The following is a 13,711-nucleotide window of genomic DNA, read 5'->3' on the forward strand; positions in this document are numbered from 1 at the left end:
GTCTTCTGCTATTTATCTTTTAGCTGTTAGCTTAGTCAAATCCCTCAGATTAAAGGATGAACAACAATGAAGATAAATACGCTATTAACTGGAGTGGCATTATCGGGCGTTATTTTAGGTATTTCCGGATTGCAGTTAGTGCAAGCGAAAACTGAGCCGCAAATCCATGATCGTTGTGACGTCTCCCTTAATTATGATGTTAAGGTCGAACCTAACAAACTTGTGATGAGTGAGAAAGGGCTCGAAAAATATCGCATCGAAGTTGACAAGTTGTTTGTCGAAGGCAAGCAAGTCAATCTCTCCGATAAGCAAAAAAAGCTCGTCAGCCAATATGCCGATGAAGTATCGACTCAGGTGCCTGAAGTGATTGAATTAGTGAACGAAGCTGTTGCATTGGCTTCCCAAGCGGTGAGTATGGCCTTAACGCCGCTGATGGGCGATGTCGCGGGAGCTAAATTTGACGAAATGATGGCGGGCGTGCAGAAACGTGTTGATACAGTTGCTTACAGACAAGGAGATAGTTTTTACCTTGGGGCAACCGAAGAATCGATGCAAAACACCTTTAATGATGAATTTGAGCAGGAAATGGAACAGTTAATGCAAAACTCCATCGGCACGCTAATGATGAATATTGGTGGGCAAATGCTCTCTGGTGATGGCGAGTCCTTCGAAGCTAAGATGGAAGCATTCTCACAAAAAATGGATAAGCTTGGCCAAGATATTGAGCAGCAAGTTGAAACTCAATCTAAGGGGCTTGAAGCGAAAGCGGACCGATTATGTGACCGTTTTGAAAACCTGTTAGTGCTGGAAAATCAGTTGCGCAAAGAAGTTCCTGAGTTAGCGCCTTATGTGTTGACACAAAATACCAGCCATGAGTTACGCGAGTAGCCACCGCGGTTTATTAAAGGGTTTCTGACTTGTATTGCTTCAGACTGCAGCAGATCCTCCATTGGGCTCTATGGTTGCCATGGGTTCAAACTCACACCAGCGGAGGATGACAGCCTGCTAGTCTTAATACCTAAAGCTGTTTGTAAATGATAACGCCCCAGCACCTTGGTGTTTGGGGCTTTTTCTTGGGGAATGTTATACCTAGCACCTTGAAATGAATCCGAATGCTTGCGGCTATTTAGTGCGGAATGTTACATTCTCAAGACTAATGTTTGGTATACTCTTAAAATATAATGAAAAGCTGGCAACTCAGTCAGATAAAACACTCTACTTTAGCGGACTTTTTCGGTCTAAATCTCTACAACGAACCCATTTGCTGTGAGATATTAAGGCATTATGGAATGCTTTAAGGCATTTATGCTTCATTCCTGCGCTATTCCGAAAGTTTATATCACTGTCGAAACTGCTTAAGGCGACTTTCATGTTAGAACTATTAGAACCTATTGCGATTTTTACTCATGTGGCCAGAGCCGGAAGTTTTAGTGCCGCCGCAAGAAGGCTTGGGATCTCTAAATCTAAGGTCAGTACGCAGGTGGCCGATCTTGAGCATCGACTTGGTGTTCAACTGATCCAGCGTACAACTCGCAGCTTAAGCCTGACCGAAGCTGGACATTTGTTATATCTACAAGGTGAAGAGTTGCTTCGCGATGCCGAGCAGGCAATTGCTAGTGTGCATAACTTAAATGATGCAACCCGTGGTGTCCTAAAGGTGGGGATTTCCCAATCCTTTGGTGCTATGCATATCATCCCAGCCTTACCCTCCTTTATGGCGAAACACCCCGAACTCGAGCTACAAGTCAGTTTGCTTGATCATAAGGTGGATGTGGTCAGTGAGGGTTTAGATTTGTTGTTAACTATGTCAGAGCAGTTACCGCTAGGTATGGTTGCACGTCCTTTGATGAAGTGTCAGTTCTTACTCGTTGCTTCACCCGATTATATTGCTAAACATGGTGAACCGTCGCGTCCAGAACAATTGGTTGACCATAACTGTTTGGTCTATCAAGGTGAGTGGCACGAGCACAGTATGTGGCAGTTTAAGAAAGGTGATGATTACTGCGAGATTGGTGTTTCGGGTAACTTTAGGGTGGATAACGCACCAGCTTTAAAATCAGCAGCGATCAGTGGCTTAGGGGTTGTATATCTTGCTAGTTACTTGATGGAAGATGAGATCGCCAAGGGAACATTAGTGCCACTCCTTAAAGATTGGCAATTGACCCACCATCTACCGCTACAGGCGGTGTATCCGCGTCGTAAGCATTTAGCACCTAAGGTCAGTGCATTTATCGAGTTTATTAAAGACCATATCGGCAATCCACCTTATTGGGATATCCCTTATGCTGAGCTTTTCAGTGAGCGTCAGTAATTTTGGAAACATTGTTTCTAAAATGGTGTTAATGGTTTTTGGTTGTGTCTGTGTGTGATTTATTTTATTTTAAATCAATAATTTGGTTATGATCTTGCTTGTGTTTTAGTTTGGTTTTTTAGCTTTTTCTAAAACAGGTTTTTTGAGGGCGTATTGCAGTCTGTTCTTAAATGAATACAATGGTGGTAGATGATTCGGAATGACCTGAGTCCTATACTTTTATTGGAAATGACCCCTTTCGATATGAGTGTACAGGTCCGCAGTAATGCAGTTTCGAGTCACCGCCAGCAGAAGTTTGCGAACTAAAACAATGTTGGCTTTTAAACCATCATCCTAGTTTTTGGTTTACCTCAGCTTAACTCGGCTGAGGTAATTTTTTTTATGATGGCAAAACAGCGGGAAACAAGTTTTGTCTCTCTGTCCCCTAAAGTCACACAGAGTGTTAGTGCTTGCTCAATAAATCAAATATAGTGATCCACAGTGAGATAGGGTTTTATTACCAAGCCGGTGATAAAGCCAATAAAAAAAGCCACTTGATAGTTAATGCCGAACAGTTAAGACAGATCGCTTGACGATCTCGCTGAAAAGATCAAAATCCGATGACATGAGGTCATCGGATTTTTTTATGCAACTCTCAGAAGTACTCGCCCGCACTCATATTACCTGCCTAACCGAATTCACCTGCTTAGCGGATGTGTTAGAACCTGAGTTAATTCAATCTTGTTTAGACTCCCAGGGCGTTGCTACATTAAGACGGCGTAAATTGCCGATGGACGCGATGATTTGGCCGTCATCGGAATGGCGTTGTTCCGAGGGGAGTCTGTTCGGTCACTCATCAACAAACTCGACATTGTTTTGCCGCAAGAGATTGATTATGTTGCACGCAGTGCCGTGACTCAGGCGCGTAAACGATTGGGCAGTGAGGTTATTCGAGAAGTGTTTAGTCGCAGCGCCAATACCAGGCACGCAAGAGCGGAACACCCTCATTGGTGTGGTCTTATTGTATGGTGTTGACGGTGTCGTGTGGCGGACACCCGACAGTGTCCAAAATCAAGCCGCCTTTGCGCGAACCGCCAACGCTTCAGGCGAAGCGGCTTATCCGCAAATTCGCATGGTTTGCTTGATGGAGTTAAGCAGCCATTTGTTGGTCAACAGCGCCTTTGATTCGGTTGCCGAAAATGAAATGAACTTAGCCTCTCAGCTCATTCCTAGCATTCCCAATCACAGCCTAACCTTATTTGACCGAGGATTTTACTCACTCGGCCTGCTTTTTGACCTCGTTGACAGACCCGATGCGTTACCCCAGCGAAGACATCGTCGACTTATATGCCCATCGATGGGAAATCGAACTGGGCTACAGAGAGATGAAACAACATCTGTTGGAGAGTCGTTTTCAACTACCGGAGCTGGTGACTCAAGCGTTATGGGGCGTGCTACTGGCCTATAATCTGATTAGATATAAGATGTTGCTGATGGCTAAAAGCTTGCCATCGGTCCATCCCAATCAACTGAGTTTTCGGGATGCGGCGAGTTATATGATCTTCAAGTTGACACAACTGTCATCACAAACACCGGGGAATATCCCGAGAGAGGTATTGGATATAGAACGAAATGCACGGCAATTCAAATTGGATGGTAAACGGGAAAGGGCTTATACAAGGGTCCTTAAAATGAGTAAAAACAAGTTCCCGGTTAGAGCAAAGAAAAATGCCGTTCACTCTTAAGTGAACGGCATTACACTTGATAGTGGCTTTTTTATTGGCTGCGATTTAATACCAATCACATTAAATATCTAATCAATTCAGAGCCTCACAGGCATCTAAATCCAAGGCGCATTGACGCAGAAATGGTCATTCCCTTTTAAGTCAATGCAACACCGGAGTGGGATGCCTGTGTGGCTCCCAAAGGGCAGGTTTCAACGCGCTTTATACAGCGTTTAAGGCTTTCGACAGAGCACCACTATGCCTTCAAGCCTTCGCCTTGTCTAAAGCGCGTTGAATTCCCGCTGAATGAACAGATATTTAATACGATTGGTATAATCATTTCATTCGTAACCGCGTTCAAGGGAGACTAGCGTTAGCCTCCCAAGGTTGTAAGCTTAGGCTTTGTTAACGCTGGCAATCCATTGATTAACATGCTCTTCAAGCACATCTAAAGGCAGTGCGCCGTTTGCCAAAATTAAGGTATGGAAATCTCGGATATCAAATTTATCACCTAGCTGTTTTTCAGCTTTGTGTCTTAGTTCGAGCAACTTAATCATCCCGACTTTATAGGCTGTGGCTTGCGATGGCATAACGATATGACGTTCGACCATTTTCTTCGCATCGGATTTTGCGTTAGGCGTATTGTCAACGTAATAGGCAATACCTTGTTCGCGGGTCCATTGCTTGGCGTGGATACCTGTATCGACAACTAAGCGGCAAGCGCGCCATAACTCCATCGCCAGTCGACCAAAATCAGAGTAAGGGTCGGCATATAAACCCATCTCTTTCGGGAAAGATTCGCTGTAAAGTCCCCAGCCTTCGATATAGGCGGTATAGCCACCAAACTTACGGAACTTAGGAATATCTTTAAGCTCTTGCGAGATAGCAATTTGCATATGGTGGCCAGGAATACCTTCGTGGTAAGCCAGTGCTTCCATTTGATACTTTGGCATGGCTTTCATATCGTATAGATTGGCGTAGTAGCTACCAGGACGAGAACCATCAGGCGCAGGCTGTTCATAAAAGGCTTTACCCGCGGATTTTTCTCTAAAAGCTTCCACCTGTTTGACGATCATTGCCGCCTTCGGTTTGACCTTAAAGACTTCATCTAAGCGCGAGTGCATATTATCGATAAGCTTGGTCGCATCAGCTAAATAGGCCGCCTTGCCTTCGGCGGTATTTGGATAATAGAACTGCGGATCATCGCGCATAAAGGCGAAGAACTCTTGCAAGGTACCGTTAAAATTCACCTTTTTCATAATGGCGCGCATTTCATTATGGATGCGCTTCACCTCGGCAAGGCCAAGTTGATGGATTTCATCCGCCGTCATATCGGTTGTCGTGGTGCGCGTAAGCGCATTGTTATAAAAAGCGTCACCATCGGGTAATTTCCACACCCCATCGCGAGTATCGGCCTTGGCTTCTAAGGTTTTGATATAGGCGATAAGCGTTTTGTATGCGGGCTCAACTTGCGAGACAAGTGCTTTTTCTGCATCGGCAATCAGTTGGACTTTTTCTGCTTCGGAGATGCTTAGAGCATTCACTTTTTTGCGAAAATCCGCCAACAAGGCACTGTCTTCACCTTTGTCAAAAGGGGCGCCTTTAATGATGTTTTGGCTATCAGAAATCACGTAACCAAATACAAATTTAGGTGCAATAATGCCTTTATCAGCGCGCACTTCTAGCGCCTGTTGCAGTTGGCTTAGGCGTTTGGGCACGCCATTCAAGCGGCTGATATAGGCCTTAGCATCGCTGACATCGGTGATCTGATGTTGGTTAATCAGGAAAGAAGCGATCATCGAGTGACCACCGCGCATCTGATTAACAGGATAAGTGTGATAACGCCATTGATAGTCTTCGATGTCGTTATTCAGGTTTTGGGTGAGTAACGTCAGGCTTAGGCGAGTTTGTGGATCAAGCTTACTTGCATCCAGTTGATTCACTTCGGCTAGTTGTTTCTTGGTGCGTGCCAACTCACGGGCATCCGCCTCATCGCCAATGTCGTCCCACTTATCATAGTCCTGTTTTATGCCCATATAGGTTTGCGCAATTGGGCTCGCCATAATGTTTTCCATGAAGATGGTTTCAAACAAGGCGTTAGCTTTTTCTGACTCGCTTTGGGCTGTAACACTGGCACTGGCCACATTATGTGAGTCATTTAAGGCTGGCACTGCACTTGTTGGGAGTGCTAGCAGGGCGGAGAGAGTAAATGCGATTAAGCTGATGTTCGTTTTTATTGGCATGATCAGGCTTCCTTAACAATGTTTAGGCAATTCTAAAGAAGCAGGGGAAAAATGTATGAATATAAATGTTAGAAAATGTGTTAGTCATAATTGATGCTTCATCGAGAAATTTAGACTAACACATTATTTATATAGGTAATTTAATTAGTGAATTAGCAAAATTGTGTCAGTAAATCATTCACAAACATGTGACCTTTACTGGTTAACTGCCAATGTTCAGCCGATTCGGTGAGTAAACCCCGCTGTTTGGCTTTTTCCATCCCATCCTTCAAGGTATCACGATGTAAACCGGTTCTGGCTTCAAACTCTTGTTTAGGGATGGGCGTCATTAAGCGCAGACGATTCATCAAGTATTCGAGGGCGCGATCTTCTTCGGCGACCTCAGTCTGCTCAAAGTTATAGTTGTCGGCAGCTAAATAACCTTTAGGGTGTTTTATTTTAACTGTGCGAATAATGCGGTTTTCCTTGGGTAAGGTCACTTTGCCGTGGGCGCCACAACCTATGCCTAAATAATCGCCAAATTGCCAATAATTAAGGTTATGCCTGCATTGATAACCGGGTTTAGCATAGGCCGAGATTTCATACTGCTCATAGCCTAAAGCCGCTAACTTTTGTTGCCCTTGTTCGTAGATCTGCCAGAGATCTTCATCGTCGGGTAGTTGCGGTGGCTTGGAATGGAACAACGTATTGGGCTCAATCGTCAGCTGATACCAAGACAAATGCGGCGGATTGAGGGATGAAGCGGTATCGATATCCGCCATGGCCTCAGCAAAGCTTTGATTCGGAAGCCCGTGCATCAGATCCAAATTAAAACTTAAATAACCCGCTTGACTGGCTTTTTGGGCGGCAATTTGCGCTTCGTTTTGATCGTGGATACGGCCTAAGAGATTGAGCTTATCCTTGGAGAAGCTCTGCACCCCAATGGATAACCGCGTGACCCCTGCGGCGCGGTAGGCACTAAAGTCATCGTGCTCTAAGGTGCCAGGGTTGGCTTCCATGGTGATTTCAATATCGTCACTAAAGGGAATGAGAGCATTGGCGCCATCCAATATCCGCTTGATTTGATTGGCATCAAACAAAGACGGCGTTCCACCACCAATAAAAATGGTGTGTAGCTTACGGCCTTGTACTAAGTGCAAGTCTTGGCGTAAGTCCGTCAGCAGCGCATCCACATAGGCCTTTTGGGGTAATTCACCATTTTGCCCATGGGAGTTAAAGTCGCAGTAAGGACATTTTTGTACACACCATGGCATATGGATGTACAGGCTCAATGGCGGTAGGGTTAGCTGAGGTGACACATTCACTGACATTATTGGGCGTTCCCGTCGGTAAAGATGCCTTTTTCCTGCATGGCAGTAATCAGTTGCACTAAGGCTTTACCACGATGGCTCAGGGCATTTTTCTCGTCACTGCTCATTTGAGCGGCGCTGCAATCGTGGTGCTCAGGAATAAAAATCGGATCATAACCATGGCCGTTGTCACCCCGTTGCACGAAATCGATTTGGCCTTCCCACGAGGCTTGGCAAATGATGGGAGTTGGGTCCTTCGCATGGCGCATATAGACTAAAACGCATTGGAATCTGGCCGTACGTGGCGCAGGATTATCCTTTAATGTGTCCAAGAGTTTTAACACATTATCTTGATCCTTGGCATTTTCCCCTGCATAGCGCGCAGAGTAAATCCCCGGCGCACCTTGGAGTAAATCGACTTCTAATCCCGAGTCATCGGCAATAGCGGCAAGTCCGGTAATTTGCGCCGCATGTCTGGCTTTAATAATGGCGTTTTCAACAAAGGTGGTGCCCGTTTCGGCCACTTCGCTAACGTTAAATTGGCTCTGTGGTAGCACTTTTACGCCATAGGCGGCGAGCATTTGATCGAATTCGGCAAGTTTACCTTTATTGCCACTGGCGAGGACGATTTGTTGCATGGAATACCTATTTCATTGGGCGATGTTTATCGCGGCAATGATACCCAAGCTCAGCGGTAAAGGACAGAAAAACGCGGGACGATACATGTGTATCGTCCGAGTAAGGCGGGTGTCGATTATTCGACGTAGAACTTTTGTTTAAACTGTAGATTAGTGTTGAGTTCATTTCCGTGTTTGATGGCGATATTAAAATTGATTTCTTGATCGTCACGGTAAGGTACTTCGGCGATGTAATAAATAGCCTGACCTTCACGGATTTCTCTAAATTTCAAATCGATACGAGCATCGAGTAGATTATTGGCCACGCCGGTGATTTCTACGGGAACCGCCGGGGAGCCTGCTTCACTTGTATCTAATACGGCGATGTTGATGATGCCTGTGTAACTACTACGTTCAATACCGTAGGATTTGGCTATGCTTGGGGTTAAAAAGGTGCTACCCAGCGCCATGTAATGAATATCAAAATTACCAACAGTTTCTTTTTGCTCGGCGTTTGCTGCGCCACATAGGCTAGCGGTTAATGCGAGCATAATGAGGAGATTACGTAACATGATTTGGTACCTCCGTATGGGGGATGACTTGAGTATGAGTCACTGTAGTCAGAGTTCTTACTCATTGTTATTCGAGTAGCGCTGATATTTCTGCAGGAACACTCTTAGGCGCATTAATGCGTACCTGTTTATGGCGTCCTAATTCGCCCTTAAGGATATGCACATCGCTTTTAGGCACTTTAAATGCCTTGGCTAAATATTTGCTCAAATGGGCATTGGCCTTGCCATCAATCGGCGGAGCGGTAATGGCGACTTTTAACTCATCACCATGAAGCCCGACTATCTGATCGCGACTCGCCTTAGGTTGAATATACAAATTAAGCAGCAAGTCGCCTTGCTGCATAATGACTGCGCTCATTAAATCACGGCCCAAAACGGCACGTATTGCGCCAACAGCATATTAATAAAATTCATGCCGATAATCACTAACATCACCGAGAGATCTAAGCCGCCGATAGGCGGAATAATACGGCGCACAGGCGCTAAAAGTGGCTCGGTTAATTGTCCCATGATCATCACTATAGGGTTATAGCCTTGGTTAAACCAGCTCAAAATTGCACGGATGATCAGCATCCAAAACAGCAAAATGCCTGCTTGTTTGATGACACTGACTAAGGCAAAAACAAAGAACAGTAGAATGTCGATACCGCCACCGGCGATGAGGCTTAAGAGTAAGACTTTGGCCATTACCACTAATAATGCGAGGACAAAAGAGGCGGTATCGAATCTTCCGATTGATGGTATCACTCGACGCATGGGAGCGATGAGTGGGTGAGTTGCTTTAACAATAAATTGACTGAAAGGGTTATAAAAATCAGCGCGGGCTAACGGCAGCCAGAGCCGTAATATCACTACCATCAAATACAAATCGAAGAGTGTGCTGATCAAGAAAGTTAATGCATTCATCGAGATTTCTGCCTATATGAGTCCGATTAAAATTGTCCGTGTTATATTTGTTTGAGCCGTCGGGAAATTGGGTTACTTAAAACGTTTTTGCCATTTCTTCTGCACGGTTAATGCAGTTTTCCATGGCTTTTTTAACGACGCCGCGGAGATCTGCCGCTTCGAACGTGGCGATAGCTTGCGCCGTGGTGCCGCCCTTAGAGGTAACATTTTCCCGTAAGTTACCCAGGGTGAGCTCAGGATTTTGTTTAGCCATCATAGCAGCACCAAGGGCGGCTTGCTGCACTAAGCTTCTGGCTTTGGCTTCATCCATGCCCATTTGTTTACCCGCATCAATCATCGATTCCATCAGTAGGAAAAAATAAGCAGGCGAACTACCAGCAAGGGCAATCACTTGATTAATTTCAGATTCTTCATTTACCCACACTATTTCACCGCCGCTGGACATCAATCGTTCAGTAATGGCTTTTTGTGCATCCGATAAGGGGTTCGGTGCGTAGAGTCCCGTCATGCCGACGCCGATTTGCATTGGGGTGTTTGGCATAGTGCGGATAAGTGTAATGGGTTGAGCCAGATATTCGCTGTAGCGGCTTGCTTTGATGCCCGCTGCAATGGTTATCACAAGCTTATTTGACATATCAATGCCTTGCAGCGCTTGACACACTTGCTCCATCAACTGAGGTTTAACAGACAATACGATCACATCAGCATCCTGTGCGGCGCTCACATTGTCTTGGGATACACGTACACCAAAATCGGTGGCGAGGGCATCGAGTTTACCTTGGCTTGGGTTGGTCGCCTGAACCTGTGATGCAGGATAACCGCTACGAATTAAGCCGCTAATGATGCTGCGGGTCATATTGCCCGCACCGATAAAGCAGATTTTTTGTTGACTCATGTATTCCCCATAATGTCTGGCCTAGGGCTGAATCCTAAGCTTCAGCAATGACAAAATTAGACCGGATAAAAATTTCTATTTAATGTCTCGTTACAGTATTTGGGCTTTAGCGAGTAAAAACAAGACCAAATAGCCAGTCAGTCGCTACACCTTGGTTTCAATCCGCTGTCACGACAATTGTTAATGCAGTCTTTTATGGCAGCAGGCTCTGTACGTATTGATTCAAATCGTCGTTGCTTTTCAGGAATAATCCCGCTCACCAAAGATAGCGCTGCCAATTCGTACCATGGTTGAGCCGCAGGCGATGGCGATATCCAGATCATTGCTCATGCCCATTGAGAGGGTATCTACATCGGGATAATGCTGTTTTAGTGTATCGAATAAGTGTTTCAGCTCGCTAAGCTCGCGAGTTTGTTGCTCAATATCATCGGTCGCGCTTGGGATCGCCATTAAACCTCTGAGCCTTAACTGTGGCAGTTGGCTGATGCTATTTGCCATTGGCAACATCTGCTGGGCATCGATACCAGATTTTGTGTCTTCATCACTGATGTTGATTTGAATACACACGTTAAGTGGCGCAAGGTTAGCGGGACGCTGTTCATTGAGTCGCTGGGCAATTTTCTCCCGCGAGAGGGTGTGCATCCAATCGAAATGCTGGGCGACTAAAGTGGTTTTATTTGATTGCAGTGGTCCAATAAAATGCCATTCAATATCGGGGTGAGTGGTTTTGAGTGATTCAATTTTAGTTACCCCCTCTTGGACATAGTTCTCACCAAAGCAACGCTGACCCGCATCATAGGCTGCTATAATATCTGCTATCGGTTTAGTCTTACTGACGGCAAGTAAACGAATACTGTGAGGTAGGCGTGCGTATTTTTGCGCCGCTTGCGCGATCCTGCTCTGGGCTACTGCGAGTCTGTCTGCTATTGTTGTCATGATGTAATTATCTGGTTGCAAGGATATCCCAAACTATGGAAATCACTGAGTTATTAGCCTTTAGTGTAAAACACAAAGCCTCGGATCTACACCTCTCTGCAGGGATATCTCCCATGATCCGTGTCGACGGTGAAGTGAGAAAAATCAATCTGCCCGCGCTTGATCATCAGGGTGTACACAGCCTTGTGTACGACATTATGAATGATAAACAACGCAAGGACTTTGAAGAACATTTAGAAATCGACTTTTCCTTTGAAGTCCCTAACTTAGCGCGTTTCCGTGTGAACGCCTTTAACCAATCTCGAGGTGCGGCGGCGGTATTTCGTACCATTCCAAGTGATATTTTGTCACTCGAGCAGCTAGGCGCCCCTGAAATTTTTAAAAAAATTTCCAGTTTTCCCCGTGGCTTAGTGTTAGTCACTGGGCCTACAGGTTCGGGTAAGAGTACCACACTTGCGGCCATGGTGGATTACATCAATGAAAACCGTCATGATCATATCCTAACCATTGAAGATCCAATTGAATTCGTTCATCAAAATAAGCAATGTTTGATTAACCAACGGGAAGTACATCGCCATACCCACAGCTTTAACGCGGCACTGCGTAGCGCACTGCGTGAAGACCCTGACGTTATTCTCGTGGGTGAGATGCGTGACCTTGAAACCATTCGCCTAGCGATGACCGCGGCCGAAACGGGTCACTTAGTATTCGGTACCTTGCATACCACCTCGGCAGCTAAGACTATCGACCGTGTGGTTGACGTCTTCCCCGCTGGCGAAAAAGACATGGTACGTACTATGTTATCGGAATCATTACAGGCTGTTATCTCGCAAACTCTGATTAAGAAAATCGGCGGTGGTCGTGTTGCTGCCCACGAAATTATGATGGGTACGCCCGCTATCCGTAACCTTATCCGTGAAGATAAAGTGGCGCAAATGTACTCTGCTATCCAAACGGGGATGGCCCATGGTATGCAAACGCTTGAACAGTGTCTGCAAAACTTAGTTAACCGTGGCCTCATTACCCGAGAAGATGCCATGGCGAAGAGTTCAAACAAACAAGCGACGTTTTAAGGATTTATCATGGATGTCCGTCCGTTTTTAAAAGTCATGGTGGAGCGTAAAGCCTCGGACTTGTTTATTACCGCAGGTTTTCCGCCGAGCGCCAAAATCGATGGTGAGTTACGTCCACTTGCTGAGAGTGTATTTACGCCTGCACAATCGTTAGATTTTGTCGAATCCGTGATGTCTGAGGCACAGAAAAAGGAATTTCACACTACCCGTGAATGTAACTTTGCATTTGCCGTTAAGGAGTTAGGGCGTTTTCGTGTCAGCGCATTTTGGCAGCGTGAATCTCCTGGCTGTGTAATGCGGCGGATTGAGACTAAAATCCCTGAAGTCGATGACTTAAAACTGCCGCCCATATTAAAAGATCTGGTGATGAGTAAGCGTGGACTTATCATCATGGTGGGGGGAACGGGGACCGGTAAGTCGACCTCCTTGGCGGCGTTAGTGGGTTATCGTAATTCCCATGCCCGAGGGCATATTCTGACCATTGAAGATCCGGTGGAGTTTGTTCACGACCATCGTAAAAGTATCATCACCCAACGTGAGGTGGGGATTGATACAGAGTCATTTGACGCAGCGCTAAAGAGCTCTCTGCGTCAGGCGCCCGATGTGATTCTTATTGGTGAAATTCGCACCCAAGAAACCATGGAATTTGCGCTCTCCTTCGCTGAAACAGGCCATCTGTGTATGGCAACACTGCACGCCAACAATGCCAACCAAGCCTTAGATCGGATTATGCATTTAGTGCCAGAGAGTAAACACCAGCAGCTATTGTTCGATTTGTCACTCAACCTTCGTGGTATTGTGGCGCAGCAACTCGTACCTAAGGTCGATGGCACAGGACGGCGAGCTGCCATTGAGGTATTGATCAATACGCCACGGGTGGCAAGCTTGATTGCTAAAAATGAGCTGCATTTACTCAAAGAAACCATGGCAAAATCCAACGAGCAAGGTATGCAGACCTTCGACCAAGCCTTGCTGCAACTCTATATCGATGGTGAAATCAGTTATGCCGATGCTTTGCACCATGCTGATTCTCCTAACGATTTGCGATTAATGATTAAATTGCAAAATAAAGAACCCGCCAGTTCGAGCTTTATGGAAGGCGTGACTTTGGATATGGATTAATCCATTTGGTAATGGCTTAAAAACAGCTCTTTTGAGCTGTTTTT

The 13,711-nt window shown here is 45.6% G+C and carries 13 protein-coding genes and 1 pseudogene; 6 read left to right on the forward strand and 8 right to left on the reverse strand.

Features of this window, described 5'->3' with window-relative positions:
• The first annotated feature begins 66 nt into the window (after positions 1 to 66).
• The 4 genes and pseudogenes from H9J30_RS15100 (at position 67) to H9J30_RS21715 (ending at position 4,385) form a co-directional block, all read left to right on the forward strand.
• On the forward strand, positions 67 to 888 hold the full coding sequence (locus H9J30_RS15100; protein ID WP_240131736.1) for a YggN family protein: 822 nt from the start codon (positions 67 to 69) through the stop codon (positions 886 to 888).
• A 481-nt stretch (positions 889 to 1,369) separates the two neighbouring features.
• Complete coding sequence (locus H9J30_RS15105) at positions 1,370 to 2,311, forward strand: LysR family transcriptional regulator (RefSeq protein ID WP_240131737.1); 942 nt, start codon at positions 1,370 to 1,372, stop codon at positions 2,309 to 2,311.
• 625 nt (positions 2,312 to 2,936) lie between these two features.
• Positions 2,937 to 4,035 (forward strand): annotated as a pseudogene (locus H9J30_RS15110) (IS4 family transposase).
• Positions 4,036 to 4,205: 170 nt separating this feature from the next.
• Positions 4,206 to 4,385 carry a hypothetical protein gene (locus H9J30_RS21715; RefSeq protein WP_240131738.1) on the forward strand — a complete coding sequence of 60 codons (180 nt, stop codon included), beginning with the start codon at positions 4,206 to 4,208 and terminating at the stop codon, positions 4,383 to 4,385.
• Between the two features lie 24 nt (positions 4,386 to 4,409).
• Here H9J30_RS21715 and H9J30_RS15120 read toward each other — a convergent pair whose 3' ends face one another.
• The 8 genes from H9J30_RS15120 to H9J30_RS15155 all read right to left on the reverse strand — a co-directional run bounded on the left by H9J30_RS15120 (position 4,410) and on the right by H9J30_RS15155 (position 11,472).
• Complete coding sequence (locus H9J30_RS15120) at positions 4,410 to 6,257, reverse strand: DUF885 domain-containing protein (RefSeq protein ID WP_240131739.1); 1,848 nt, start codon at positions 6,255 to 6,257, stop codon at positions 4,410 to 4,412.
• Between the two features lie 152 nt (positions 6,258 to 6,409).
• Positions 6,410 to 7,567: a radical SAM family heme chaperone HemW gene (hemW, locus tag H9J30_RS15125; protein ID WP_240131740.1), complete on the reverse strand. Its 1,158-nt coding sequence runs from the start codon at positions 7,565 to 7,567 to the stop codon at positions 6,410 to 6,412.
• Positions 7,567 to 8,184 (reverse strand): RdgB/HAM1 family non-canonical purine NTP pyrophosphatase, encoded by a 618-nt coding sequence (gene rdgB / locus H9J30_RS15130; RefSeq protein ID WP_240131741.1) that lies wholly within the window; start codon positions 8,182 to 8,184, stop codon positions 7,567 to 7,569. Before rdgB ends, hemW begins: the two co-directional genes overlap by 1 nt.
• Positions 8,185 to 8,300: 116 nt before the next feature.
• On the reverse strand, positions 8,301 to 8,735 hold the full coding sequence (locus tag H9J30_RS15135) for a DUF4426 domain-containing protein (RefSeq protein ID WP_240131742.1): 435 nt from the start codon (positions 8,733 to 8,735) through the stop codon (positions 8,301 to 8,303).
• Between the two features lie 67 nt (positions 8,736 to 8,802).
• A complete protein-coding gene (gene yggU, locus H9J30_RS15140; protein WP_011073225.1) occupies positions 8,803 to 9,093 on the reverse strand; it encodes a DUF167 family protein YggU in 291 nt (96 codons plus the stop codon).
• Positions 9,093 to 9,641 (reverse strand): YggT family protein, encoded by a 549-nt coding sequence (locus tag H9J30_RS15145; protein ID WP_240131743.1) that lies wholly within the window; start codon positions 9,639 to 9,641, stop codon positions 9,093 to 9,095. Before H9J30_RS15145 ends, yggU begins: the two co-directional genes overlap by 1 nt.
• Positions 9,642 to 9,717: 76 nt before the next feature.
• Positions 9,718 to 10,536, reverse strand: a complete 819-nt coding sequence (proC, locus tag H9J30_RS15150) for a pyrroline-5-carboxylate reductase (protein WP_240131744.1) — start codon at positions 10,534 to 10,536, stop codon at positions 9,718 to 9,720.
• A 240-nt stretch (positions 10,537 to 10,776) separates the two neighbouring features.
• Complete coding sequence (locus H9J30_RS15155; protein ID WP_240131745.1) at positions 10,777 to 11,472, reverse strand: YggS family pyridoxal phosphate-dependent enzyme; 696 nt, start codon at positions 11,470 to 11,472, stop codon at positions 10,777 to 10,779.
• Between the two features lie 35 nt (positions 11,473 to 11,507).
• Here H9J30_RS15155 and H9J30_RS15160 point away from each other — a divergent pair, with 35 nt between their 5' ends.
• Positions 11,508 to 12,545: a type IV pilus twitching motility protein PilT gene (locus H9J30_RS15160; RefSeq protein ID WP_011073221.1), complete on the forward strand. Its 1,038-nt coding sequence runs from the start codon at positions 11,508 to 11,510 to the stop codon at positions 12,543 to 12,545.
• A gap of 9 nt (positions 12,546 to 12,554) precedes the next feature.
• On the forward strand, positions 12,555 to 13,667 hold the full coding sequence (locus H9J30_RS15165) for a PilT/PilU family type 4a pilus ATPase (RefSeq protein ID WP_240131746.1): 1,113 nt from the start codon (positions 12,555 to 12,557) through the stop codon (positions 13,665 to 13,667).
• Positions 13,668 to 13,711: the final 44 nt, after the last annotated feature.

The organism is Shewanella cutis, from assembly GCF_022410515.1.
GTDB lineage: Bacteria > Pseudomonadota > Gammaproteobacteria > Enterobacterales > Shewanellaceae > Shewanella > Shewanella cutis.

What these genes read in the sequence shown, in the direction of transcription:
- H9J30_RS15100 (WP_240131736.1), top strand. Translation starts at nt 67, where the DNA reads ATGAAGATAAATACGCTATTAACTGGAGTGGCATTATCGGGCGTTATT.
- H9J30_RS15105 (WP_240131737.1), top strand. Translation starts at nt 1,370, where the DNA reads ATGTTAGAACTATTAGAACCTATTGCGATTTTTACTCATGTGGCCAGA.
- H9J30_RS15120 (WP_240131739.1), bottom strand. Translation starts at nt 6,257, where the DNA reads ATGCCAATAAAAACGAACATCAGCTTAATCGCATTTACTCTCTCCGCC.
- hemW (WP_240131740.1), bottom strand. Translation starts at nt 7,567, where the DNA reads ATGTCAGTGAATGTGTCACCTCAGCTAACCCTACCGCCATTGAGCCTG.
- rdgB (WP_240131741.1), bottom strand. Translation starts at nt 8,184, where the DNA reads ATGCAACAAATCGTCCTCGCCAGTGGCAATAAAGGTAAACTTGCCGAA.
- H9J30_RS15135 (WP_240131742.1), bottom strand. Translation starts at nt 8,735, where the DNA reads ATGTTACGTAATCTCCTCATTATGCTCGCATTAACCGCTAGCCTATGT.
- yggU (WP_011073225.1), bottom strand. Translation starts at nt 9,093, where the DNA reads ATGAGCGCAGTCATTATGCAGCAAGGCGACTTGCTGCTTAATTTGTAT.
- H9J30_RS15145 (WP_240131743.1), bottom strand. Translation starts at nt 9,641, where the DNA reads ATGAATGCATTAACTTTCTTGATCAGCACACTCTTCGATTTGTATTTG.
- proC (WP_240131744.1), bottom strand. Translation starts at nt 10,536, where the DNA reads ATGAGTCAACAAAAAATCTGCTTTATCGGTGCGGGCAATATGACCCGC.
- H9J30_RS15155 (WP_240131745.1), bottom strand. Translation starts at nt 11,472, where the DNA reads ATGACAACAATAGCAGACAGACTCGCAGTAGCCCAGAGCAGGATCGCG.
- H9J30_RS15160 (WP_011073221.1), top strand. Translation starts at nt 11,508, where the DNA reads ATGGAAATCACTGAGTTATTAGCCTTTAGTGTAAAACACAAAGCCTCG.
- H9J30_RS15165 (WP_240131746.1), top strand. Translation starts at nt 12,555, where the DNA reads ATGGATGTCCGTCCGTTTTTAAAAGTCATGGTGGAGCGTAAAGCCTCG.